The organism is Curtobacterium sp. ODYSSEY 48 V2 (assembly GCF_023712625.1).
GTDB lineage: Bacteria > Actinomycetota > Actinomycetes > Actinomycetales > Microbacteriaceae > Curtobacterium.
Window position 1 is genome coordinate 213,834 of record NZ_JAMAXX010000006.1, and the last position, 22,452, is coordinate 236,285.

At 73.0% G+C, this 22,452-nt stretch carries 22 protein-coding genes; 14 read left to right on the top strand and 8 right to left on the bottom strand.

Features of this window, described 5'->3' with window-relative positions:
- Window positions 1-22 precede the first annotated feature (22 nt).
- The 4 genes from M3666_RS11175 (at window position 23) to M3666_RS11190 (ending at window position 6,268) form a co-directional block, all read left to right on the top strand.
- Window positions 23-3,151: a glycoside hydrolase family 38 C-terminal domain-containing protein gene (locus M3666_RS11175; RefSeq protein ID WP_251155229.1), complete on the top strand. Its 3,129-nt coding sequence runs from the start codon at window positions 23-25 to the stop codon at window positions 3,149-3,151.
- Between the two features lie 401 nt (window positions 3,152-3,552).
- The gene (locus tag M3666_RS11180) at window positions 3,553-4,512 is read left to right on the top strand and encodes a hypothetical protein (RefSeq protein ID WP_251155230.1); all 960 of its coding nucleotides are present in this window, start codon (window positions 3,553-3,555) and stop codon (window positions 4,510-4,512) included.
- 141 nt (window positions 4,513-4,653) lie between these two features.
- Complete coding sequence (locus M3666_RS11185) at window positions 4,654-5,394, top strand: histidine phosphatase family protein (RefSeq protein WP_251155231.1); 741 nt, start codon at window positions 4,654-4,656, stop codon at window positions 5,392-5,394.
- The gene (locus M3666_RS11190; protein ID WP_251155232.1) at window positions 5,384-6,268 is read left to right on the top strand and encodes an NAD(P)H-hydrate dehydratase; all 885 of its coding nucleotides are present in this window, start codon (window positions 5,384-5,386) and stop codon (window positions 6,266-6,268) included. Before M3666_RS11185 ends, M3666_RS11190 begins: the two co-directional genes overlap by 11 nt.
- A 204-nt stretch (window positions 6,269-6,472) precedes the next feature.
- Here M3666_RS11190 and M3666_RS11195 read toward each other — a convergent pair whose 3' ends face one another.
- Window positions 6,473-6,988 carry a YdeI/OmpD-associated family protein gene (locus M3666_RS11195; RefSeq protein WP_308301851.1) on the bottom strand — a complete coding sequence of 172 codons (516 nt, stop codon included), beginning with the start codon at window positions 6,986-6,988 and terminating at the stop codon, window positions 6,473-6,475.
- 197 nt (window positions 6,989-7,185) lie between these two features.
- Between M3666_RS11195 and M3666_RS11200 the strand changes: the two genes are divergently transcribed.
- From M3666_RS11200 to M3666_RS11220, 5 genes are all read left to right on the top strand, one after another.
- Window positions 7,186-8,325 carry an extracellular solute-binding protein gene (locus M3666_RS11200; RefSeq protein ID WP_251155233.1) on the top strand — a complete coding sequence of 380 codons (1,140 nt, stop codon included), beginning with the start codon at window positions 7,186-7,188 and terminating at the stop codon, window positions 8,323-8,325.
- Window positions 8,326-8,330: 5 nt separating this feature from the next.
- On the top strand, window positions 8,331-9,356 hold the full coding sequence (locus tag M3666_RS11205; protein ID WP_251155234.1) for an ABC transporter permease subunit: 1,026 nt from the start codon (window positions 8,331-8,333) through the stop codon (window positions 9,354-9,356).
- A gap of 23 nt (window positions 9,357-9,379) precedes the next feature.
- Window positions 9,380-10,228: an ABC transporter permease subunit gene (locus tag M3666_RS11210; protein WP_251155235.1), complete on the top strand. Its 849-nt coding sequence runs from the start codon at window positions 9,380-9,382 to the stop codon at window positions 10,226-10,228.
- A complete protein-coding gene (locus M3666_RS11215) occupies window positions 10,225-11,295 on the top strand; it encodes an ABC transporter ATP-binding protein (RefSeq protein WP_251155236.1) in 1,071 nt (356 codons plus the stop codon). The genes M3666_RS11210 and M3666_RS11215 overlap by 4 nt, the downstream gene beginning before the upstream one ends.
- A 260-nt stretch (window positions 11,296-11,555) precedes the next feature.
- Window positions 11,556-12,086, top strand: coding sequence for a hypothetical protein (locus tag M3666_RS11220; protein WP_251155237.1), 531 nt, complete (start codon window positions 11,556-11,558; stop codon window positions 12,084-12,086).
- A gap of 250 nt (window positions 12,087-12,336) precedes the next feature.
- On the opposite strand, the gene M3666_RS11225 is transcribed toward M3666_RS11220, so the two are convergent.
- The gene (locus tag M3666_RS11225; protein ID WP_209685358.1) at window positions 12,337-12,816 is read right to left on the bottom strand and encodes an NUDIX domain-containing protein; all 480 of its coding nucleotides are present in this window, start codon (window positions 12,814-12,816) and stop codon (window positions 12,337-12,339) included.
- A gap of 58 nt (window positions 12,817-12,874) precedes the next feature.
- On the opposite strand from M3666_RS11225, the gene nagB reads away from it, so the two are divergent.
- Window positions 12,875-13,660 carry a glucosamine-6-phosphate deaminase gene (nagB, locus tag M3666_RS11230; RefSeq protein WP_209685360.1) on the top strand — a complete coding sequence of 262 codons (786 nt, stop codon included), beginning with the start codon at window positions 12,875-12,877 and terminating at the stop codon, window positions 13,658-13,660.
- 16 nt (window positions 13,661-13,676) lie between these two features.
- Here the strand turns inward: nagB and M3666_RS11235 are convergent, their stop codons facing one another.
- Entirely contained in the window at window positions 13,677-14,846 is a 1,170-nt protein-coding gene (locus M3666_RS11235) for a MalY/PatB family protein (protein ID WP_251155238.1), read from the bottom strand.
- Between the two features lie 31 nt (window positions 14,847-14,877).
- On the bottom strand, window positions 14,878-15,816 hold the full coding sequence (locus M3666_RS11240) for an SDR family oxidoreductase (protein ID WP_251155239.1): 939 nt from the start codon (window positions 15,814-15,816) through the stop codon (window positions 14,878-14,880).
- Window positions 15,817-15,938: 122 nt separating this feature from the next.
- On the opposite strand from M3666_RS11240, the gene M3666_RS11245 reads away from it, so the two are divergent.
- The 3 genes from M3666_RS11245 (at window position 15,939) to M3666_RS11255 (ending at window position 18,949) form a co-directional block, all read left to right on the top strand.
- Window positions 15,939-16,766, top strand: coding sequence for a helix-turn-helix transcriptional regulator (locus tag M3666_RS11245; RefSeq protein ID WP_251155240.1), 828 nt, complete (start codon window positions 15,939-15,941; stop codon window positions 16,764-16,766).
- Between the two features lie 54 nt (window positions 16,767-16,820).
- A complete protein-coding gene (locus M3666_RS11250) occupies window positions 16,821-17,321 on the top strand; it encodes a hypothetical protein (RefSeq protein WP_251155241.1) in 501 nt (166 codons plus the stop codon).
- Window positions 17,322-17,404: 83 nt separating this feature from the next.
- Window positions 17,405-18,949, top strand: coding sequence for an alpha-L-fucosidase (locus tag M3666_RS11255; protein ID WP_251155242.1), 1,545 nt, complete (start codon window positions 17,405-17,407; stop codon window positions 18,947-18,949).
- A gap of 27 nt (window positions 18,950-18,976) precedes the next feature.
- On the opposite strand, the gene M3666_RS11260 is transcribed toward M3666_RS11255, so the two are convergent.
- The 4 genes from M3666_RS11260 to purU form a co-directional block, all read right to left on the bottom strand.
- The gene (locus M3666_RS11260; protein ID WP_251155243.1) at window positions 18,977-19,378 is read right to left on the bottom strand and encodes a VOC family protein; all 402 of its coding nucleotides are present in this window, start codon (window positions 19,376-19,378) and stop codon (window positions 18,977-18,979) included.
- Window positions 19,379-19,409: 31 nt separating this feature from the next.
- On the bottom strand, window positions 19,410-20,561 hold the full coding sequence (nagA, locus tag M3666_RS11265) for an N-acetylglucosamine-6-phosphate deacetylase (protein ID WP_374109585.1): 1,152 nt from the start codon (window positions 20,559-20,561) through the stop codon (window positions 19,410-19,412).
- A 104-nt stretch (window positions 20,562-20,665) separates the two neighbouring features.
- The gene (locus M3666_RS11270; RefSeq protein WP_251155244.1) at window positions 20,666-21,079 is read right to left on the bottom strand and encodes a YrdB family protein; all 414 of its coding nucleotides are present in this window, start codon (window positions 21,077-21,079) and stop codon (window positions 20,666-20,668) included.
- 7 nt (window positions 21,080-21,086) lie between these two features.
- Complete coding sequence (gene purU, locus M3666_RS11275) at window positions 21,087-21,947, bottom strand: formyltetrahydrofolate deformylase (protein ID WP_066656765.1); 861 nt, start codon at window positions 21,945-21,947, stop codon at window positions 21,087-21,089.
- 174 nt (window positions 21,948-22,121) lie between these two features.
- Here purU and M3666_RS11280 point away from each other — a divergent pair, with 174 nt between their 5' ends.
- On the top strand, window positions 22,122-22,445 hold the full coding sequence (locus tag M3666_RS11280) for a hypothetical protein (RefSeq protein ID WP_066656763.1): 324 nt from the start codon (window positions 22,122-22,124) through the stop codon (window positions 22,443-22,445).
- Window positions 22,446-22,452 lie beyond the last annotated feature (7 nt).

Sequence of the window (22,452 nt, forward strand, 5' to 3'; positions counted from 1 at the left end):
CTGCTGGAAAGGAACCACCTCCATGCACCACGACGAACCCCTCGTCGAAGCTCGGATCGCCCGTCTCGTCCGGGACCGCATCGACCCCGCCGTGCACCGTCGCTCGGCGCCGGTCACCGTCGACGCCTGGCAGGTGCCGGACGAACCGGTGCCGTTCGCCGAGGCCGTCGCAGCCGAGTACACGCCGTTCCGCGTCGGTGACGCCTGGGGAGCGCGGCCGTGGGGGACCACCTGGTTCCGCGTCCGCGGCACCGTGCCGGAGGACTTCGGCGTCGACCCCGGCACCACCGTCGAGCTCCGGGTGGACCTCGGCTTCTCGAAGCGGCAGCCCGGGTTCCAGGCCGAGGGGCTCGCCTGGCGCACCGACGGCTCCACGATCAAGGGCATCGAACCGCGGAACGACACCGTGCCCGTCGAGGTCGGCCCCGGCGGCACGTTCGAGGTCTACGTCGAGGCCGCCGCGAACCCGGACATCGGCGGCGACGACTTCCAGGGGGCGACCCCGCTCGGCTCGAAGACCACCGCCGGCACCGAGCCGATCTACCGCCTGCGCGCGCTGGAGCTCGTCGAGCGCGACGACACCGTGTGGGAGCTGCAGCAGGACGTCTGGGTGCTCCGCGGACTCATGGCCGAGCTGCCGACCGACGGCACCCGGGGCGCGGACATCCTGCGCGGGCTCGAACGTGCGGCGGACGCCCTCGACCCCGACGACGTCGCCGGCAGCGCTGCCGCGACCCGCGAGGTGCTCGCGCCGCTGCTCGCCGTGGGGGCGGCCGGGTCCGCCGGGCGCGCCGTCGCCGTCGGGCACGCCCACATCGACTCCGCCTGGCTCTGGCCCGTCCGCGAGACGATCCGCAAGTGCGCGCGCACGTTCTCGAACGTGCTCGACCTGATGGACCAGGACCCCGACTTCACCTTCGCCTGCTCGTCGGCGCAGCAGTACGCCTGGATCCGTGACGGCTACCCGTCGATCTGGGCGCGCATCAAGCAGCGCGTCGCCGAGGGGCGGTGGATCCCGGTCGGGGGCATGTGGGTCGAGTCGGACACGAACCTGCCCGGCGGTGAGGCCCTGGCCCGCCAGTTCGTCGCGGGCAAGCGGCTCTTCCTCGAGGAGTTCGACATCGACACCCCCGAGGCCTGGCTGCCCGACTCGTTCGGCTACACCGGAGCCCTGCCGCAGATCGTCCGCGCCGCCGGGTCGAAGTGGTTCGTCACGCAGAAGCCCTCGTGGAACGAGACGAACGTCATCCCGCACACGTCCTTCCACTGGGAGGGCATCGACGGCTCGCGCGTCCTGACGCACCTGCCCCCGGCGGACACCTACAACTCGGACGTCTCGGCGGCCGACCTGCACCGCGGCGAGCGCGGGAACAAGGAGCGCGGCGTCGCGAACACGTCGATGCTGCTCTACGGGTTCGGCGACGGCGGCGGCGGACCCACCCGCGAGATGGTCGCGGCAGCACGGCGCCAGCACGACCTCGACGGCTCGCCGCGGGTCGACCTCGGCACCCCCGCCCAGGTCTTCGAGGAGCTCGAGCGCGTCCTGCCGGAGCCCGCCGTGTGGTCGGGGGAGATGTACCTCGAGTTCCACCGCGGCACCTACACGTCGCAGATCCGCACGAAGCAGGGCAACCGGCGCTCCGAGCACCTGCTCCGCGAGGCCGAGCTCTGGGCGGCCACCGCGGCCGTGCGACTCGGTGCGGAGTACCCGTACGACGAGCTCGAGTCCGTCTGGCACACCGTGCTCCTGCAGCAGTTCCACGACATCCTGCCGGGGTCGTCGATCGCCTGGGTGTACGAGAACGCCGAGGCCGAGTACGCCCGGGTGGCGGAGGTGCTCGAGGACCTCATCGGTGCCTCGACGGCCGCGCTCGCGAGCGGTGGTGCGCCGGCGCTCGCCGGGGTCGGGGCGTCGGCGACCGCCTTCGCCGGGGACGGTGGGGCGCCGCTCGACGCTCCGCGTGGTCCGGGTGCCGCCGGGACCGGGGGCAGCGCCGAGGACGGGACGGTCGTGCGCTTCAACGCCTCGCCGGTCGCAGCGGGCGGGGTGACCGCCCTGGGGGGTTCCGCCGTGTCGGCGACGGAGGCCGTGCCTCCCGTCCGGAGCGGTGACCGCTTCGTCCTCGACACCGGTGTCGTCACCGCGACCGTCGACGCGGAGGGCCACGTCGTGTCGTTCGTCGACCACGCGACCGGACGCGACGCGATCGCGCCCGGCGCTGCCGCCGCGCAGTACACGGTGTTCCGAGACACCCCGAACCAGTGGGAGGCGTGGGACATCGACCGCGCCTACCAGCGCAGCGGGACCGTGCTGGCGGCGGCCTCCGTCGAGGTGGTCGGCGATGCGCTCGTCGTGACGCGTCCCTTCGGCTCGTCGTCGGTGACCACCCGGTACTCGGCCGTCGCCGGGCAGCCGGAGCTGCACGTCGAGACCGAGGTCGAGTGGCACGAGCAGCAGAAGCTCCTCAAGCTCGCGTTCCCGCTCGACGTCCGGGCGTCCGTCGCGTCGAGCGAGATCCAGTTCGGGCACATCGACCGGCCGACGCACCAGAACACCTCGTGGGACATGGCGCGCTTCGAGACCGCCGCGCACCGGTGGGTGCACGTCGCCGAGCCCGGCTTCGGGGTCGCGGTGGCGAACGACTCCACGTACGGGCACGACATCACCCGCTCGACCCGGGCCGACGGCGGGACGACGACGCTGGTGCGGGAGTCCCTGCTGCGCGCGCCGACGTTCCCGGACCCGCACGCCGACCAGGGGCACCACGTCTTCCGGACGGTGCTGCGCGTCGGGGAGTCCGTGCTCGACGCGGCGGACTCCGGGTACCGGCTCAACCTGCCGGTGCGGTCCGTGCCGGGGTCGGGGTCGGCCGACGTGTCGCCGCTGGTCGTCGTGTCCTCGCCCCAGGTGCTCGTCGAGGCCGTGAAGCTCGCCGAGGACCGCTCCGGCGACGTCGTCGTGCGGCTCTACGAGGCCTCGGGCGGTCGGGCGTCGGACGTCGGGGTGTCGTTCGGGTTCGACGTCGCTTCGGTGGAGGCCGTGGACCTGCTCGAGCGGCCGCTCGGCTCGGGGACGTGGGCGGCCGGGGAACCCGTCGTGCTCACCCTGCGCCCGTTCGAGATCGTCACGCTGCGGGTGCGGCGGGCCTGAGGCGGCGGCGCCGGGCCCGTGGCAGCGGGTCCGGCACCGCCGGCCCGGAGGGGCTGCGGCGCCGGGGGAGCACGGGTGCGTTCCCCCGGCGCCGCGTCGCGCGCGCCGGGCTGTGCTGTGCCGCGCTGGCCCGGGGCGCCACGCCCCGCTCCGCCCCCGCTCCGCCCCCGCTCCGCCCCCGCTCCGCCCTCGCCCCGCCCCCGCCCCGCGGAATCGGGCATACCTGGTCGATCCGGGCGTACCTGGTCTTCCGTTCCGACCAGGTACGCCCGGAAACGCTTGGTACCGCACCTGTTCTGGGAAGGAACGAGCGTCCTGCACAGGGCGACCGGACTGGAGGCTCGTCCACAGTTGCCACGATCGGCACCCGTCGGCGCGTGGAGACCGGGCACGATCGCGGCATGGAACGTCCACTCCCCATCCTCCGTGCGGGACCGGCACGCGAGATCGCGTGTGACCCGACGACCCTGCGCCGCCGCGCACGATCGAGCGGCGCTGACCGGTTGATCCGCGTCGGCCCGAACGCCTTCGTCGAGGGCGCCCGCTGGGACGCCGCGGGGCCTCGGCAGCGCTACGTGACCCGTGTCCATGCACGGCTCGGGCGGATCGGTACCGCGGCGGTCGCCTCGCACGTGTCGGCGGCTGCGGTCCTCGGGCTCCCGGCCCTGGGCGGCTGGCAGGTCCCCGTGCACGCGACCGTGCCCGAGACGATGTACCGCGGGCGGACGCGGGACCTCGTCCTGCACACGCGTCCCGTTCGTGGCGACGAGCTACTGGCGGCCGACGGGATCCGGGTGACGACCGTGCCCCGCACCGTCGTCGACATCGCGATGCAGGACGACCTGCGCACCGCGGTGGTCGTGGCGGACGCTGCGGTGCGTGCCGGGACCGGAGCGGCGGAGCTCCTGGCGGCGGTCGACCCCCGAGCACGCGGGCACCGTCGAGCGGAGCACGTGCTCGGCCTCGCAGACGGGCGCGCCGGATCGGTCGCCGAGTCCTTCGCGCGGGTGGTGTTCCTCGAGCTCGGGCTGCCAGGGCCGGTCCTGCAGCACGAGTTCGTGGTCGGCGGGAGACGGTTCACGGTGGACTTCTGGTTCCCGGACCAGGGTGTGGTCGTCGAGATCGACGGTCGAGCGAAGTACACGCAGGAGCGGTACCTTGCGGGTCGGAGCCCCACCGAGGTGTTCCTCGACGAGAAGCGGCGGCACGAGCAGTTGCTGACCGTGCCCGGCGTGCGGACGATCGTCCGGCTCGAGTGGCGCGACCTGTTCGACCCCGACGGGCTGGTCCGACGCTGCCGAGCCGCGGGACTGCCGTGCCCGGTCCGACCGTCGAGGAGCGCACGGCCCGGGGCGGCCTGACCCGGCAGGCACGCGCATCGAGGAGCGCACGGCCCGGAGCGGCTTGATCTGCAGGCACGCGCGCAGCGGCCCGAGCGCGCCGCAGCCCGACGACGACGTGGCCGGGAGCCGACCCAGGGGCCCGCGGTTAGCGTCGCGCCCATGGCTGTCACCGAGATCTGGCTCGTCCGGCACGGGGAGTCGACCGCGAACGTCGCCGCCGCCAGAGCCGAAGCCGAGGGCGCGGACGTCATCGAGGTCGACCACCGCGACGCCGACGTCCCGCTCAGTCCGTTGGGGGAGGAACAGTCCCGAGCGCTCGGGCAGGAGCTCGCCGACCGCGGCGTCGACGACGTCCCGGTCGCCCTCTGGGTCTCGCCGTACCGCCGGGCGCAGCAGACGATCAGCATCGCGCTCGAGGCCGGCGGGCTGACCGAGCCGCCGAAGCGCGTCGACGAGCGGCTCCGCGACCGGGAGCTCGGCGTCCTCGACCTGCTCACCCGTGACGGCGTGCGGAACCGGTACCCGGACGAGGAACGCCGACGACAATGGCTCGGCAAGTACTACCACCGTCCCGCCGGCGGGGAGTCCTGGGCGGACGTGATGCTCCGCCTCCGCACCGTGCTGACGGACGTCGACCGGCTCGAGGGCACCGAACGACTGCTCGTCGCCGCGCACGACGCCGTGGTGATGCTCGCGGTCGCCGTCTGCCTCGACCTCGACGAACACGCCCTCATGGCGTTCGCCGAGGACCACACGGTCGCGAACGCCTCCCTGACACGACTGCACCGCGACGGGCCCGGTGCCCCCTGGACGCTCGAGGAGTTCTCCGCCGTCGGGCACCTCGACGACGACGAGGTCACCGAGCACAGCGGCCGGAAGGACGACGCCCGTGTCGACTGACCAGGAGCCTGCAGCACCGCAGCACATCACACCGAACGTCCTCCGCGAGTGGGCGCTGCCCGACCCCGGCGCCGGCAAGTACGGCCGGGGACAGGTCCTCGTCGTCGGCGGCGCCGCCCACACCCCGGGTGCCGCCATGCTGTCGGCGCTCGCCGCACTGCGGGTCGGAGCAGGCCGACTGTCCCTGGCGGTCGGGTCGAGCGTGGCGAACCAGGTCGCGGTCGCCGTGCCCGAGTCGGGCGTGGTCCCGCTCGCCGAGGACGACGGCGGACACGTCGCCGTCGGCGCGATCGACGCCGTGCTCGACGCGGCCGGTGCTGCCGACGCGGTGCTGGTCGGTCCCGGGCTGGACGAGCCGGACGGTGCTCGGGACCTCGTCGCGGGCATCGCGGACGTGGTCGGTCCGGACACCTTCGTCGTGCTGGACGCCTTCGCGCTCGGCGTCGCGGCGGACGTCGAGGACCGGCTCAGGCCGTTGCGCGGTCGTCTCGTCCTCACGCCGAACAGCGGTGAGGCCGAGCGGCTGCTGGGTCGGGACTGCGGGGACGACGACGTCGCCGACGCCCGGGAGATCGCCGAGCGGTACGGCGCCGTGGTCGCGCTGTCCGACGTCATCGCGGCGCCGGACGGCCGTGCCTGGGTGAAGGGCACCGGCTCGGGAGGGCTCGGGACGAGCGGCAGCGGCGACGTGTTGTCGGGTGTGGTGGTCGGATTGCTCGCCCGCGGTGCCGAGCCGGCACAGGCCGTCGCCTGGGCGTCGTACGTGCACGCCGCCGCGGGTGACCGCCTCGCCGTGCAGGTCGGGCCACTGGGCTACCTCGCCAGCGAACTGTTGACCGAGATCCCGCGGGTCCTGGTCGAGCTCGGCGGCTGACGACGGCGCTCGTTCCTTCCCAGAACGACTGCGATACCTGGTCAGAACGGGTGTCCCTGGTGGAACCGAACGACCAGGTACGCCCGGTTCTACCAGGTACGCCCGATCGCGCCCGGCGAAGCCACGGCCACAGCCACGGCCACAGCCACGGCCAGGGCCAGACCTAGCGCCACGGCCAGGGCCAGGCCGACCGCGCTCACCCGCCTATCCGCGCAACGCCTCCACGGCCTTGTCGACCCGGCGCTGCCGCGTCTCCGGGGCCTTCGCCGCGAGCACCGGGTCCACGAGTGCCCGCTGCCGTGACGCCGACAGGGTGTCGTACGCCGCACGGACCCCGGCCGCGTCGAACGCCGCCGCCAGGTCGGAGGGCAACTCGACGGTGCGCGGCAGGGTGTCGAGCTCGAGCGTGACCTCGACGGTGTCCCCGGCGCCGATCCCCGCTGCGGTGCGGTGCGCCTCCGACAGCGGCACGAGGAACTGCCCGCCCATCACCCCGACCGTGGACCGGTAGGTGTAGCCGCCGTCGATCGTGACCACCACGGCGGGGCGCTTCCCGGAGCCGAGGGCGTCGATGGCCTCCTCGGGGACGGGCAGGCCGGTGGCCGTCTTCCTCGCCTGCAGGACCGTCGTCGTGAACTGCACCCGTGCCTCCCGGCTGTCCGCGGTCGTGACCGCACCCGCACGGCCGACGCGGCCGTGCCCCGTACCGGTCGAGCGCACGACGCGACCGGACGTCGAGCCCGCCGCGACCGACCCTCGCCGGGGACCGTCCCCGGCAGCGAAACCGTACAGCCGTACCCGCTGTTCCGCCACCGTTCACCGCCGCAGCACGACCCCGAAACCGGGCGCGTCCACGATCGTGCCGAAGCCGGACCCCCGGACACCCGAATCCCCACAGCACCCGGAAGGCACACCCCGTGCAGCACACCCGCACCCTGGCCGGCATCGCCCTGGCCGCAGCAGCAGTCGTCACCCTGGCCGGTTGCTCGGCGACGAGCAGCGCGTCGACGTCGAGCGACACCGACTGGAAGACCGCCACGAGCGCCGAGTCGGCCGGCGGCATGGACGCCCTCGTGAAGGCCGCGAAGGCCGAGGGGCAGCTCAACGTCATCGCCCTCCCGCCGACCTGGGCGAACTACGGCAAGATCATCGACGGCTTCGAGCAGAAGTACGACATCAAGATCAACTCGGCCAACCCGAACGGCTCCAGCGCCGACGAGGTCGCCGCCGTCAAGTCGCAGCAGGGTCAGTCGACGGCCCCCGACGTGCTCGACCTCGGCAACGCCGTGATGCAGCAGAACCTCGACCTGCTCACCGACTACAAGGTGGCGAACTGGTCGGACATCCCGGACACGCTCAAGGACGCGGACGGCAAGTGGACCCGCGACTACACGGGCCTCATGTCGATCGGGTACGACTCGTCGAAGATCACGGACGCCCCGAAGGACCTGGACGACCTGCTCGGCAGCGAGTACAAGGGCAAGGTCTCGATCGCGGGCGACCCGACGCAGGCGAACCAGGCGGCGTCCGCGGTGTACCTCGCCGCGCTCGAGAACGGCGGGTCGGCGGACGACATCACGAAGGGCGTCGACTACTTCGGCAAGCTGCAGCAGGCCGGCAACTTCCAGAACGTGCTGCCCACGCAGGCGACGGTCGCCTCGGGGGAGACGCCCGTCGTGATCCAGTGGTCGTACAACAACCTCGCCTGGGGCCCGGCGGCCGGGTCGAGCGGCAACCAGGACTGGAAGACGGTCGTCCCCGAGGGGCAGGCGCTCGGCTCGTACTACTCGCAGGCCATCAACAAGGACGCGCCGCACCCCGCGGCGGCACGCCTGTGGCAGGAGTACATCGCGAGCCCCGACGCCCAGAACCTGTACCTCCAGGCCGGCGCCTTCCCGTCGACCCTCGCGGCGATGGAGCAGTCGGGCAAGGTCGACGAGGACGCCCTGCGGGCCGCAGGCGGGATGCCGAAGGACTACGTCGAGCTGACCGACGCGCAGGTCACGGATGCAGCGAAGGTCCTCGCCGCGAAGTGGTCCGCCACGATGGGGTCCTGAGCAGCATGACGACCGCATCGGCGCCGGGCGGCAGCGCGTTCGCCCCGGGCGCGAGCAAGGGCGCGAGCACGGGCGCGGGCACGGCAGTCCCGGTCCCCGCCGCCACCAGCGCGGCAGCGGCCCCCGTCGCGTCGTCCGGCGCCGATGCGGCCACCGCCGCCCGTCGCACCGGGACCCGGGCCCGCCGCCGCCCCGGCCTCGCCTGGCTCGGCCTCACCCCGTTCGCCGCGTACGTCCTGCTCTTCCTGGCCGTCCCGGCCGTGATCGCGGTCGGCAGCGGGTTCTCCACCGGCGACGGGCGGTTCACGCTCGCGAACCTCGCAGCGCTCCGTGACCCGTCCGTCCTCCGCGCGTTCGCCGGTTCGTTCGGCCTGTCCGCGGTCTCGGCCGTGATCGGCGCCGTCGTCGGTGCCCTGGTCTGCTGGGCGCTCGCCGCGCTCCGGCCCGACGGGCTCGTCCGCTCGATGATCGACTCCGCCGCCAGCGTCCTCGCACAGTTCGGCGGCGTGATGCTCGCGTTCGCGTTCATCGCCACGATCGGCGCGCAGGGACTGGTCACCACCTGGCTGGTGTCGGCCTTCGGTCTCGACCTCAACGCGAACGGGACCCTCCTGTACAACGTCCCCGGTCTCGTGATCCCGTACGTCTACTTCCAGGTGCCGCTCATGGTCCTCACGTTCATGCCCGCCCTCGAGGGCGTCAAGCCCCAGTGGGGCGAGGCCGCCGCCACCCTCGGCGCCTCGCGCGCGACCTCATGGCGGCGCATCGCCCTGCCCGTGCTCGCGCCGGCGTTCTGGGGGTCGCTGCTCCTGCTCTTCGCGAACGCGTTCTCGTCGTTCGCCACCGCGGCGGCACTCATCTCGCAGGGCGGCATCGTGCCGCTGACGATCCGCGCGCAGCTCACCAGCGAGACGATCATCGGTCTGCAGAACGTCGCGGGTGTGCTCGCCCTCGGCATGGTCGTGGTCATGGCGGTCGTGATGGGCGCCTACTCGCTGCTCCAGCGTCGCGCTGCGCGGTGGCAGCGGTGACCGCCGTCCCCTCGGTCCGCCCCGTGGCCGCCGCATCCCGGCCTGGAGGCCCCACCCGCGTCGGCCGCTTCGGCGTCGCTCCGTCCCGGGGCACCGCCGTCGCCGTGCTCGCCCTGGTCGGACTCGTCGTCGCCGTGCCGTTGGTCGCCCTGGCACAGTTCACGTTCCGCCAGGGCACCGACGGGGCGCTCACGCTCGACCACTACGCCGCGATCGTCGACCCCGCGAACGCGTCCACCTACCAGCCGGTGTTCGACGGCCTCGCGGCGTCCCTGCTCATCGCCGTGATCACCGTCGCGATCGTGCTGCTCGTGCTCCTGCCCGCCCAGATCGTCACCGCGCTCCGCTACCCCCGCCTGCGCCGCGTGCTCGAGTTCGTCTGCCTGGTGCCGATCACCGTGCCCGTCGTCGTGCTCGTCGTCGGCTTCATTCCCGTGTACCAGGTCGTCGCGCAGGTGTTCGGCTCCGGCGCGTGGACCCTGGCCTTCGCGATCGGCATCGTGTCGCTGCCGTTCGCGTTCCGCCCGATCGCCGCGGCGCTGACCTCGGTCGACGTCACGGTGCTGTCCGAGGCCGCGCGCTCGCTCGGCGCCTCGTGGTGGACCGTGACGTGGCGGATCCTGCTGCCGAACCTCCGCCGCGGCATCACCGCCGCGTGCTTCCTGACCGTCACGGTCGTCCTCGGCGAGTACACCCTCGCTTCGTTCCTGTCCCGCACCACGTTCCAGACCGCGCTCGTGCTCGTGCAGCAGACCGACCCGTACGTGGCCGCGATCTTCTCGCTCGCCGCACTGCTGTTCGGTTTCGTGCTGCTCGTCGTCATCGGCCGGGTCGGCGCGGGCCGCCGGCGCACCCCGAAGGAGTCCACATGACCGTCACCGCTCCCGCCGCCCCGGCGTCGCTGTCCACCGAGGGGGCGACCGTCGAGCTCGAGGCGGTCGAGAAGCACTACGGCTCCCACCGTGCGCTCGCCGGCCTGTCGCTCCGCATCGAGCCCGGCGAGTTCGTCTCGCTGCTCGGACCGTCCGGCTGTGGCAAGACCACCGCGCTGCGTGCGCTCGCCGGTCTCGAGGCGATCGACGCCGGCGCGATCCGCATCGACGGGGTGGACGTCGCCGCGGTGCCGGTCGAGCGGCGCGACATCGGCATGGTGTTCCAGCAGTACTCGCTCTTCCCGCACATGACGGTGCGGCAGAACGTGTCGTTCGGCCTCGAGATGCGGAAGGTCGCCGCCCCAGCACGTCGCGAGCGCGTCATCGAGGCGCTCGACATGGTGCACCTCGCCGGCCTCGCCGACCGGTTCCCGCACCAGCTCTCCGGCGGGCAGCAGCAGCGGGTCGCCCTCGCCCGTGCCCTCGTCACCCGCCCGCGCGTGCTCCTGCTCGACGAGCCGCTGTCCGCGCTCGACGCGAAGGTGCGGGTGTCCCTGCGTGACGAGATCCGCCGCATCCAGAGCGACCTCGGCATCACGACCGTCTTCGTCACCCACGACCAGGAGGAGGCACTCGCCGTCTCCGACCGCATCGCGGTGATGAACGCCGGCGGTATCGAGCAGGTCGGGACGCCCGAGGAGCTCTACCGACACCCCGTCTCGGCGTTCACCGCGGACTTCGTCGGGCAGTCGAACCGCCTGCGTGGCGACCTGCGCAGCGGCGACGTGTTCGTCTACGGCTTCCGCGTCCCGGCGCTCGCAGCGGACACCGCGGACGGTCCGGTGCTCGCCTACGTCCGCCCCGAGGACGTCGCCTTCGCCGCCGAGGGCGTCACCGGCACCGTCGTCACGTCGAGCTTCCTCGGGTCGATCCGGCGCACGACGGTCCGGCTGGACGACGACACGGTCGTGACGGTGCAGCACGAGGTCGGCGACCGCCGCGTGGCCGGTGACGCCGTGGCCCTGCGGCTGCTCGGCGCCCCGGCCGCGGTCGCCCCGCTCGCGTAGCGGCCGCGCCGGCCGCGCCGAGCCGAGCCGCCCCGAGCGTTCCGCGGAAGCGACAGTCTGCTGCGAACCGTTGGCGACGATCTGTCGCCTTCGCGGGGGTGAAGGCGACCCGGTTCCGATCGGGAGGCGCGGGGCGGGCCCGCCCCGCGCCTCCCGGCCCGCGAGTCCTCGCGACTGTGATTGACTCCCCGGACATCTCCTGGTCATGGATGTGGAACATCAGTGCGGGAGTCTCTCCTCACTGAACCGAGGAGGTACTGATGGGTTGCAAGATCGGGCTGTTGATCGCGAGCGTCGTCGTGGTCGCAGGGGCGGTGGTGCCTGTTGCACAGGCGCACGCGGAGCCGAACCCCGTGCGTGAGGCGAAGCAGCTGTTGCAGACGACGGACTTCGACTCGGTGCTGCGACAGCTGCGGGCTGCAGACCTCGTCGAGTCCGAACGGGACGACCCGGACGGGCACCACACGGTCATCACGCTCGGCGACGGACTCGAACTCGACGTCCTGCGGTCGAAGGGCGATGCTCGCCTGGGCGGAGGCTACGACGCTGGAGGGCACTACGTGACGTTCAACCAGTACGACCAGAACCTGCTGTACAACGGAGCTGGCTTCGCGCTCGGTGCCGCGATCTGCGCGATCCCCGCAGTCGGCCAGCTCGCTTGCCTCGCCGTGCAGGCGATCATCGCAGTCGGCGCCGCCTACCTCGCGACGATCAAGGGGACGTGCAAGAACAACAAGCGGCTCAAGGTCTACTTCTCGAACAACCACGCTGCGCGTACGGGGTGCGTGTGAGCCCTCGTCGAGCTCGTGTCGTCACCCTCGTCCTGGTCGGGTCCGCGGCGGTCGTGATCCTGACAGCGGCACAGACGGCCACGGACGTGCCGTGGCTCGTCGTCGCGATCCGGATCAGCATCGGGATCGTGTCGGTGCTCGTCGGATGCGGGCTCGTCCGGCTGCGGCCTCGCGGAGTGTCACGGGACCGGCACGGGTCCCGGCATCAGGGTCGCGGTCGCTAGGCAAACGCGCCCTGGTCGGCGGCGGGTCAGCGCTCGAAGCGCGCGGCCGGCTCGTCGGACAGGCCCGCCCGGACCCGCTCCAACATGTCCGCGGACATCTCCGGCAGGGCGTCGAGCCGCGCCCAGAACGCCTCGGTGTTCTCGCCGTCCGCGGGGGCGGGCGTGCCGGACACGTACCGGCACGCGAAGACCAGGTCGAGGTACTGCGCCCGGTCACCGTTCGGGTAGGTCATCTCGGGCAGGACGTGCACCCAGGTCAGGCGCTCGGCGACCGCGACGACGTCGGCCTCCTCGAGGACCTCGCGCTCGGCGGCGACCGCGGGTTCCTCACCCGGGTCGACGATCCCCGTCACCGGCGTCAGCGCGCCGTTGTCCGTACGACGGACGACGAGCAGTTCGCGGTCGGGGCCCTCGCCGCGCGTGACGACGGCGGTGATGCCCGTCATCCACAGCGGATCGTTGCCGACCTTCTCGCGCAGGGACAGGACGAAGTCAGGGGTGGGCATGCCCCCACGCTACCGAGCACCCCTGTCGGCGACTGGTCATGACCAGTAGGGTGAGGGCGTGGAGATCATCATCCTGCCGACGCCGGCCGAGGTCGGTCGTGTCGCTGCCGCCAAGATCGCCTCGGTCGTCGCCGAGAAGCCGTCCGCCGTCGTGGGTCTCGCCACCGGGTCGAGCCCGCAGGGCATCTACGCCGACCTGCGTCGTCGGGTCGAGGCGGGCGAGGTGTCCTTCGCCGCGGCCCGCGGGTTCGCCCTCGACGAGTACGTCGGGATCCCGCTCGAGCACCCGGAGTCGTACGCGTCGGTGATCCAGCGCGACGTCGTGGAGCCGCTCGGGTTCGACCCCTCGCGGGTGCGGGTGCCGGACGGCCGCGCGACGGACCTGGCGTTCGCGGCGAAGGAGTACGACGCTGCGATCCGGGCTGCCGGCGGGGTCGACGTGCAGATCCTCGGGATCGGCGCGAACGGGCACATCGGGTTCAACGAGCCGACGTCGTCGTTCGCGTCCCGCACCCGCATCAAGACCCTCGCACCGTCCACGCGTGAGGCCAACGCCCGCTTCTTCGACTCGCTCGATCAGGTGCCGACGCACTGCATGACGCAGGGGCTCGGCACGATCCTCGAGGCGCGTGAGCTCGTCCTCGTCGCGCAGGGCTCGGCGAAGGCCGACGCCGTGGCCGCCGCGGTCGAGGGGCCGCTCTCGTCGTTCGTGCCCGGGTCGGCGTTGCAGCTGCACGAGCACGCGACCGTCGTGGTGGACGAGGAAGCCGCAGCCGGGCTCCGTCTGGCGGACTACTACCGGTACACGTACGCCAACAAGCCGGAGTGGCAACGTTTCGAGTGACGCCTGCCGAGCGGGGTCAGCGGGCGGACGCCAGACGCGCCAGCCCCTCGCGCAGGGTCTCCTCGGAGCACCCGAAGTTGAGCCGGGCGTGGCCGATGCCCGGCTGCCCGAAGTCGCGACCGTTCGTCAGCGCGACCTTCGCCCGGTCGACCAGCTGCAGTGCGGGGTCGTCGCCCCACGGCAGGGCGCGCAGGTCGAGCCACGCCAGGTAGGACGCCTGCGGCTGCCGGTACCCAGCACCGGGCAGGGCCGAGCCGAGCTCCTCGGCGAGCACACGGCGGTTGCCGGCCAGCTCGGCGAGCAGCGACGCGAGCCACGGCTCCCCGTCACGGAAGGCGGCGACGCTCGCGGTGTACCCGAGGATCCCGGTGCGCTCGACGACCTCGACGGGCAGCCCGTCGAACCAGCCGCGCGCCCGCTCGGACGCCCCGACCATCAGCGCGCACTTCGTCCCGGCCAGGTTCCACGCCTTGCTCGCGCTCGTCAGGGCGACGCCGTGCTCCACCGCCTCGGGTCCGCAGGTGAGGAACGGGGTGAACACCGCGTCCGCGTGCACGAGCGGGGCGTGGATCTCGTCGGAGACGACGACGGCGTCCCACTCCGCGGCGAGCCGGGCGAGTGCCACCAGGTCGTCGCGATCGTGCACGAGCCCGAGGGGGTTGTGCGGGTTGCAGAGCAGCACCGTCCGGGCGCCGCCGGCGAAGGCTCGCTCGACCCCGGCGAGGTCCATCCGCCACCCGGCCGTGGTGTCGAACGGGTCGGGTTCGCCGTCCGGGGCGAGCAGCGGCACCTCGGTCACGGTGCCGCCGGCCTCGCGGACGTACTCCCAGAACGGCGGGTAGACGGGCGGCATGACGACGACCTGGTCGCCGGGGTCGACGACCCGCCGGAGCACCTCGACCGCCGCGACCGACACGTCCGTCGTGGTCCGGACGAGGTCGGGGTCGACGTCCCATCCCCACCGGCGGTCGGCGAAGTCGGCGAAGACCTCGGGCAGCACCCGGGTGTGCCCGACGTACCCGGTGTCCCCGGTGCGGACGGCGCGCTCGAGTGCCTCGCGCACCGGCTCGGCGGGGACCGAGTCCATCTCGGCGACGAACATCGGCAGGACCTCGGGCGGGTACGCGGTGTACTTCTCGCTCGTGCGGGTGCGCTGCGCATCGAACACCGAGATCATGACGCTCATGCGGCCATCCTGACAGCGCCGGTCGCGGACGTCACGCGACCGACGTGCCGAGCAGCTCCTCGGACAGCTCCCACACGCGTCGGGCGTCCTCAGCACTGCGCAGTGGCTTCCACAGCGGCGTCCGTCCGGGCGCTCCGCCGACACCGCCGGCACCCGTCGGACCCACGAACCCGCCGTCCCGCACGGCCGGGTCGGTGGCTGCGACGAGCGCCGGCAACCCGGCGGTCCTCGGGGTCCCGACGAGCAGGCCCCGAGCGGACAACCAGCGGATCACCCGGACCTGCGGGGTGTCCCCGCTCCGGCCGAGCTCCGGGCGCGCGGCGAGCAGGCTCGTCGGCGCGACGCCCGGGTGCGCGAGGTTGCTCGTGATGCCCCATCCGCGGTCGGCGCTCCGTCGGGCGAGCTCGAGCCCGAACAGGCCGAACGCGATCTTCGACTGCCGGTACGCGCGCATCCCGTCGTAGCTCCGCTCCCAGTTCGGGTCCTCCCAGTGCACGGCGCCGCTGCGCGCGACGATGCTGGTCTGCGACGTGACGTGGCCGCGCGCCGCACGGAGCAGCGGCAGGAGTCCGCGGACGAGTGCGACGTGTCCGAGGTGGTTCGTGCCGAGCTGCAGCTCGAAGCCGTCGGCCGTGGTCTGCCGCTCGGGTGGGGTCATGACGCCGGCGTTGCCCACGAGCAGGTCGACCGGCTGACCGGCTGACCGCATCGACTCCGCGAACGCGTCCACCGAGGCGAGGGACGACAGGTCCATCGCGCCGAGCTGCACGTCGGCGTCCGGGTGCTCGCGGAGCACCCGGATGCGTGCGGCCTCGCCCTTGCTCGGGTTGCGCACGGGGAGCACGACCGTGGCGCCGGCGCCCGCGAGTGCCGTCGCGATGCGCAGGCCGATGCCGTCGCTCGCACCGGTGACGACGGCGCGGGTGCCGTCCAGTCGCGGCAGGGTGATGTCGATGGGTCGTGTCGGCACGGTGGTCTCCTCGGGATCGTCGCCCGTCGTCGGGCTGGTGCCAGCCTGCGTCGGCGGCCGGACCGCAACCAGGACCTGACGGACCGTGGCTGCGGAGGACGCGGACCGGCGAGGATGGGCCCGTGATCGATCGACCGGCGCTCGGCGCCTTCCTCCGCGGACGCCGGGAGGCCCTGCAACCGTCCGACGTCGGCCTCCCGCCGGGACAGCGGCGCCGGACCTCCGGGCTGCGCCGCGAGGAGGTCGCGGCGGTCTGCCACATGTCCCCGGACTACTACGCCCGGCTCGAACGGGGCACCGGTCCGCAGCCCTCCGAGCAGATGGTCGCCGCGATCGCGCAGGGGCTCCACCTGAGCCGGGCGGAACGCGACCACGTCTTCCGCCTCGCCGGGCACCGACCGCCGGACTCCGGCGCGGGCTCGGACCACGTGGGCCCGGGCATGATGCGTATCTTCGACCGCCTGGTGGACACCCCGGCCGAGGTCGTCACGGAACTCGGCGAGACGCTCCTGCAGACGCCGCTCGCCGCCGCACTGTTCGGGGACGCGAGCCAGCGGCAGGGGCCGTCGCGCTCGATCGGCTGGCGCTGGTTCACCGAACCGGGTGCGCGGGACCTCTTCCCGCCGGAGGACCGCGACACCACCGCGCGGCTGTACGTGTCGTCACTGCGTGAGGTCGCGACCCGGCGCGGTCCCGGGTCCCGGGCAGCGCGGCTCGCGGACGAGCTCCTGCAACGCTCCGACGAGTTCCGGACGCTGTGGGACCGGCAGGAGGTCGGCCTCGTCCCGGGGACCGTCAAGCGCTACGACCACCCGGAGGTCGGCCGACTCGAGCTGCACTGCCAGGTGCTCCTCGACCCGGAGCAGGCGCACGTGCTGCTCGTCTACACCGCCGTCCCCGGGACCGAGAGCCACGACCGACTCCGGCTGCTGTCCGTCGTCGCGGCCTGACACCGTCGCCGGATCGAGACCACCCGTCCGCGATCGATCGGTGACGATGGACGCATGCGTCGGGGGACGAGGGGACTCGCCACGGCATCGGCCGTGCTGGTGCTCGTGACGACCGGCTGCGCCGGCATCGGGCCGACGGCGTGCACGGCGATCGGTCGGACCGACACCGTCGCCGTCGAGGTCCCGGGTTCGGCGGACCCGGCGTCCGGCGTCGCGGGCATCGTCGTCTGCCAGGGCCCGGACTGCACGCCCGGGGTGCCGCCCGAACCAGCCGTGCCGACTGCCCCTGGGGAAGCCACACCGGGCGCGCCAACGGTCGGGACACTGCCGGACGGCACGGCGCCGACGGCAGTGCTCCCCATGGTCGAACGCGACGGGGACGTGTGGTCCGTGCCGACCTCGCCGGACACCGCGGGGCGCGGGCACGTGGCGGTCCTCGGCGCGGACGGCCGGGTGCTCGTCGAGCGCGGCGTCCACTTCACGTGGGTGCGGCACGGCGGGTCCGAGCAGTGCGGTGGGCCCTCGACCGCCGAGGTCGTCGTCCGGCTGCCCTGACCGCCGGCAACCGTGACCCACCCGACTCCCGAACTCGACCGGTAGAAGTGGGGGACCGCATCCGACGCACGAAGGAGTGCCCCATGCCGGACCGCCACGGACCGCTCGACCCGGAGTCGCTCCCGGAGCCGGTCGACGTCAGCGACAACACCGAGGCGCTGCGTGCCGTCCACGAGGTCGTCGCCGCCGGACCCTTCGACGCGACGTGGGCGTCCCTGGCGGCCTACGAGCCTCCACGCTGGTACGAGGACGCCAAGTTCGGGGTCTTCCTGCACTGGGGCGTGTACTCCGTCCCGGCGTTCGGCAACGAGTGGTACTCCCGCGAGATGTACCGGCAGGGTACCGACGCGTACGAGCACCACCTCGCGACGCACGGCGAGCACCGCGACTTCGGGTACAAGGACTTCATCCCGTCGTTCACGATGGAGCACTTCGACCCGGCCGCGTGGGCAGCGCTGTTCCGTCGTGCGGGGGCGCAGTTCGTCGTGCCCGTCGCCGAGCACCACGACGGGTTCGCGATGTACGACACGGACCGGTCCCGCTGGAGTGCCGCACGGATGGGGCCACGGCGCGACGTCTTCGGCGACCTCTCCCGAGCGGTCGACGAGGCCTGGATGGTCCGCGGTGCCTCGTCGCACCGTGCCGAGCACTGGTTCTTCATGAACGGCGGTGCCCGGTTCGACTCCGACGTGCTCGACCCGCGGTGGTCGGACTTCTACGGTCCCGCGCAGCGTGAGGAGACGGCTCCGAACGAGCGGTTCCTCGAGGACTGGCTCCTGCGCACCGTCGAGGTCATCGAGAAGTACCGGCCGCAGGTGCTCTGGTTCGACTGGTGGATCGAGCAACCGGCGTTCGCCCCGGTGCTGCAGACCCTCGCCGCGTACTACTACAACCGGGCGGCCGAGTGGGGACGCGAGGTCGTCATCAACTACAAGTGGGGAGCCTTCGCGCCCGGCACCGCGGTCTACGACATCGAGCGCGGAGCCGTGGCGGGCACCGAGCCGACCGTGTGGCAGAACGACACGTCGGTGTCACGGACCTCCTGGTGCTGGGTCGAGGGGCACGAGTACAAGAGCGTGCGCGAACTCGTCGCCGAGCTCGTCGACGTCGTCGCGAAGCGCGGGGTCCTGCTGCTCAACGTCGGCCCGAAGCCGGACGGCACGATCCCGGTCGAGGAGCAGCGCCTGCTCGAGGGCATCGGGCACTGGCTCGGCCTGCACGGCGAGGCGATCTACGGCACCCGGCCCTGGACCGTACCGTCCGAGGGACCGACCGCGGTGACCGCCGGGTCGTTCGTCGACGCTGCCGCTCCGGCGTACACGGCGGAGGACGTCCGGTACACCGTGCGGCACGACGTCACGGGCGACTCCCTCTACGCGGTCCTGCTCGCCCGGCCCGACGACGGCGTCGTACGACTGCGGTCGCTCGGGTCGGCGTCGGCGCTCCTCACCCGCACGATCAGCGATGTCGCGGTGCTCGGCTCCGGGACCGTCACGCGGTGGGACCGGACCCCGGACGCCCTCGAGGTGGAGGTCAGCGGCTCCACGACCGAGGACAGCGGACCCGTGCTGCGGATCCGCTTCGCGCCGGAGCAGGAGCAGCCCCGTCAGGACTTCCTGCACCAGTGACCGTCCGGCGGGAGCGCGCGGACGAGGTCACGCGCCGGCGGTGTCGGGGTGCATCCAGAACGGCGACCAGTGGTACCCGTCCGGGTCGTCGAACTGCCGCTGGTACATGAACGGGTACTCGTCGGTGTCCCCGATCCGCCCGCCGGCAGCGCGGGCCCGCTCGACCAGCTCGTCGACGGCCTGTCGGCTGTCGAGGTCGAACGAGAGCGTGACCTTCGACGGGGTGCCCGGTCCACCCACCAGGTCCTCCGTGCCGCCGACGCTCGCGTAGGCCTCGCGGCTGCTGAGCATCAGGTACTGGTCGGTCCCGAACACGACGCACGCGACGTCGTCCCGCGACATCCGCGGGTCGATGGTCCACCCGAGGGCCCTGTAGAACGCGGTGGCGCGCTCGACGCTCTCGACCGGGCAGGAGACGTAGAGCGCCATGCGGAGATGGTCCCGCCGCGCGCCGCCCGGGTCAAGACCTGGCGGGCACCAGCTCCCGGCCGGCGCCCCACACCCGGTGCACCTCGAGCGCGGGGGAGAGCGCCACGAGGTCCGCTGCGTACCCGGGCGCGACCCGGCCCAGCCGGTCCCCGAGCCCGAGCGCCGATGCCGGCACGCTCGTCAGCGCCGCGACCGCCTCGGGCAGCGACGCTCCAGCGGCCGACACGGCGAGCCGCAGCGCCGCGTCCTGCGTCAGCGTCGAGCCCGCGATCGTGTCCGTCCCGGCGACGCGCGCGACGCCGTCCACCACGTCCACCGTCAGCGACCCGAGCGCGTAGGAGCCGTCGGGCGACCCGGCCGCGGCCATCGCGTCGGTGATCAGTGCGACGCGCCCCGGCGCCGCACGGAGCAGCACGCGGGCGACGGCGGGGTGCACGTGCACACCGTCGAGGATGAGCTCGAGCGTCACGCGGTCGTCCTCGGTCGCCGCGGCGATCGGACCCGGCGCCCGGTGGTGCAACCCCGGCATTGCGTTGCACGCGTGGGTGAGCACGGTGGCACCGGCGTCGAAGGCCGCCCGGGCCTGGTCGTACGAGCAGACGGTGTGTCCGACGGCGACGGCGACCCCGGCGTCGACGAAGCGGCGGACGGCGTCCAGCGCTCCCGGCAGCTCGGGCGCGATCGTGACCTGCCGCAGGACCCCGGCACCCGCGTCGAGCAGGGCGTCCACGGCCGCCGGCGACGGATCGACCAGGTGGGCGGCGTTGTGGGCGCCCCGGTTGTCGGGGGAGAGGAACGGCCCCTCCAGGTGCGCGCCGAGCACGAGCGGGTCCGTCGCGGCGACGGTGCGGATGCGCTCGAGCGACGTCGCGAGCGCTGCCGAGGGGTTCGCGACGAGGGACAGGACCGAGCGGGTCGTCCCGTGCGCCCGGTGCACGGCGAGCGCCGCGTCGAAGGTGTCGTCCTCGTAGGCCGCGCCACCACCACCGTGCCCGTGCAGGTCGATGAACCCGGGCGTCAGGACGGCGTCGCCGAGGTCGACCACGTCCGGGGCGCTGGGCGCGTCGGCGCCGGACCCCACCGCTTCGATCACGTCGCCGGCGAGCAGGACCCACCCGTCGGCCGTGGAGCCGGCCTCGTCGACCAGGCGACCGGCTCGGACCAGCGTGCGCCGCGCCTCCAGACCGGACCCGGAGCCGGAGCCGGACCCGGAGCCGGACCCGGACCCTGACCCGGAGCCGAACCCGGACCCGGAGCCGAGGCCGGACACCGACGCAGGCCCGGAGCTCACGCCGTCTCCCGCCGGAACGCGACCACGCCGGAGAGCGCCGCGACCAGCACGAAGACCAACCCGACCACCGGGTGCCCGAGCGACACCCAGGCGCCGCCGGCCGCGATGACCAGCGCGGTCTCGACGACCACCTTGCCCACCACGTCGGTGTCGATCGGCGAGCGCGGCGAGCGGAAGAGGAACCAGACGACCGCGGCGAACAGCGGTGCCCCGACCATGAACAGCGCGCCGGGGAACGGGAACGGCCACGCGAGGTAGCCCCAGTACGCCAGTGACAGCAGCCCGAACGCGCACACCAGCACGCGCAGCACCGTCCAGCCGGAGACGGAGGCCCGGCGGCGTGCGGGTGCCGGATCGGTGGGCGGCGGGACGTCGCCCCAGTCGACGGGACTCTGCGGTGCGTTCGTCATGCGGTGCCTACCTGAAGATGATCGTGCGGGCGCCGTCGAGGAGGACGCGGTCCTCCGCGATCCAGCGCACCGCCTGCGTCAGCGTCCGGGACTCCTCGTCCTGGCCGATCGAGACCAGCTCGGCGGGCTCCTTCGTGTGGTCGACCCGGACGACGTTCTGCTCGATGATCGGGCCCTCGTCGAGGTCGCTCGTCACGAAGTGCGCCGTCGCACCGATGAGCTTGACGCCGCGCGCGTGCGCCTGCCGGTACGGGTTGGCGCCCTTGAAGCCGGGCAGGAACGAGTGGTGGATGTTGACGGCGCGGCCCTCGAGCGCGGCGCACAGCTCCGGCGACAGGATCTGCATGTAGCGGGCGAGGACGACGAGTTCGATGTCGTGCTCCTCGACGGCCTCGAGGATCCGCTGCTCCATCGCCCGCTTCGCGTCCGCGTCGGTGACCGGTCGGTGCTCGAACGGCACGGAGTAGAACGCCGCCAGCCCGGACAGGTCGGCGTGGTTCGACAGCACGAGGGGGACCTCGATCGGCAGCTGGCCGCCGCGCTGCCGGTAGAGCAGGTCGTTCAGGCAGTGCCCGGCCTTCGACACGAGCACCAGGGTGCGCATCGGACGCCCGACCACGTCGAGCTGGACCCGCATGCCGTAGCGCTCGACGACGGGTGCGAGGGCCTGCTCGAACGTCTCGCGGTCGACCGGCGCCATGACCTGCAGGCGCATGAAGAACGAGTTCGTGTCGGCGCTCGAGAACTGCTGCGACTCGGTGATGTTGCCGTTCGCCGCGACCACGGCTCCGGAGACGGCGTGCACGATCCCGGGCTGGTCGTCGCAGACGAGCGTGAGGGTCCAGTGCGTGGGGTTCGGGGCGGTCACGGAGATCAGGGTACCGGGGCGCTCCGGCGTTCCGGCGGTTCGGCCGGGAGGCCCGTGGCGCGTCCGACGTGCGGCCCACGTCGCCGACAGGCCGGGGCTGACCCCCGGGCGCCGCGTCCACAGGGGCTGGTCCTGTCGTGGGGGGCATCGGTACCCTGGAGAGGGGAGGGTGCGATGACGATCGACTCAGCGGTGCGGGTCCGCACCCAGGCCACGCGCGGCTTCGCCGTGCCCGCCAGCTTGGACGATCTCACGGGCCCGGCCGAGGGCTCGCTCCGGCTCCCCGACACGGTGTACTGGGGGCCCGACCCGGTCGTCGACCTGGCCCACTGGGACGATGTCGCGAAGGCGTACGAAGCAACCCTGCGTGAGGGCACGCTTGCTGACGTCCAGGCCCTGGTCAGTCCGGCGGTCCTCAGGCGATGGTGGTCGCGGCTCTTCCTGCCCGTCCGGATCCGACGTGCGTGGGAGAGCCGGTTCCCCGAACTCGTCTCGTGATCGCGAG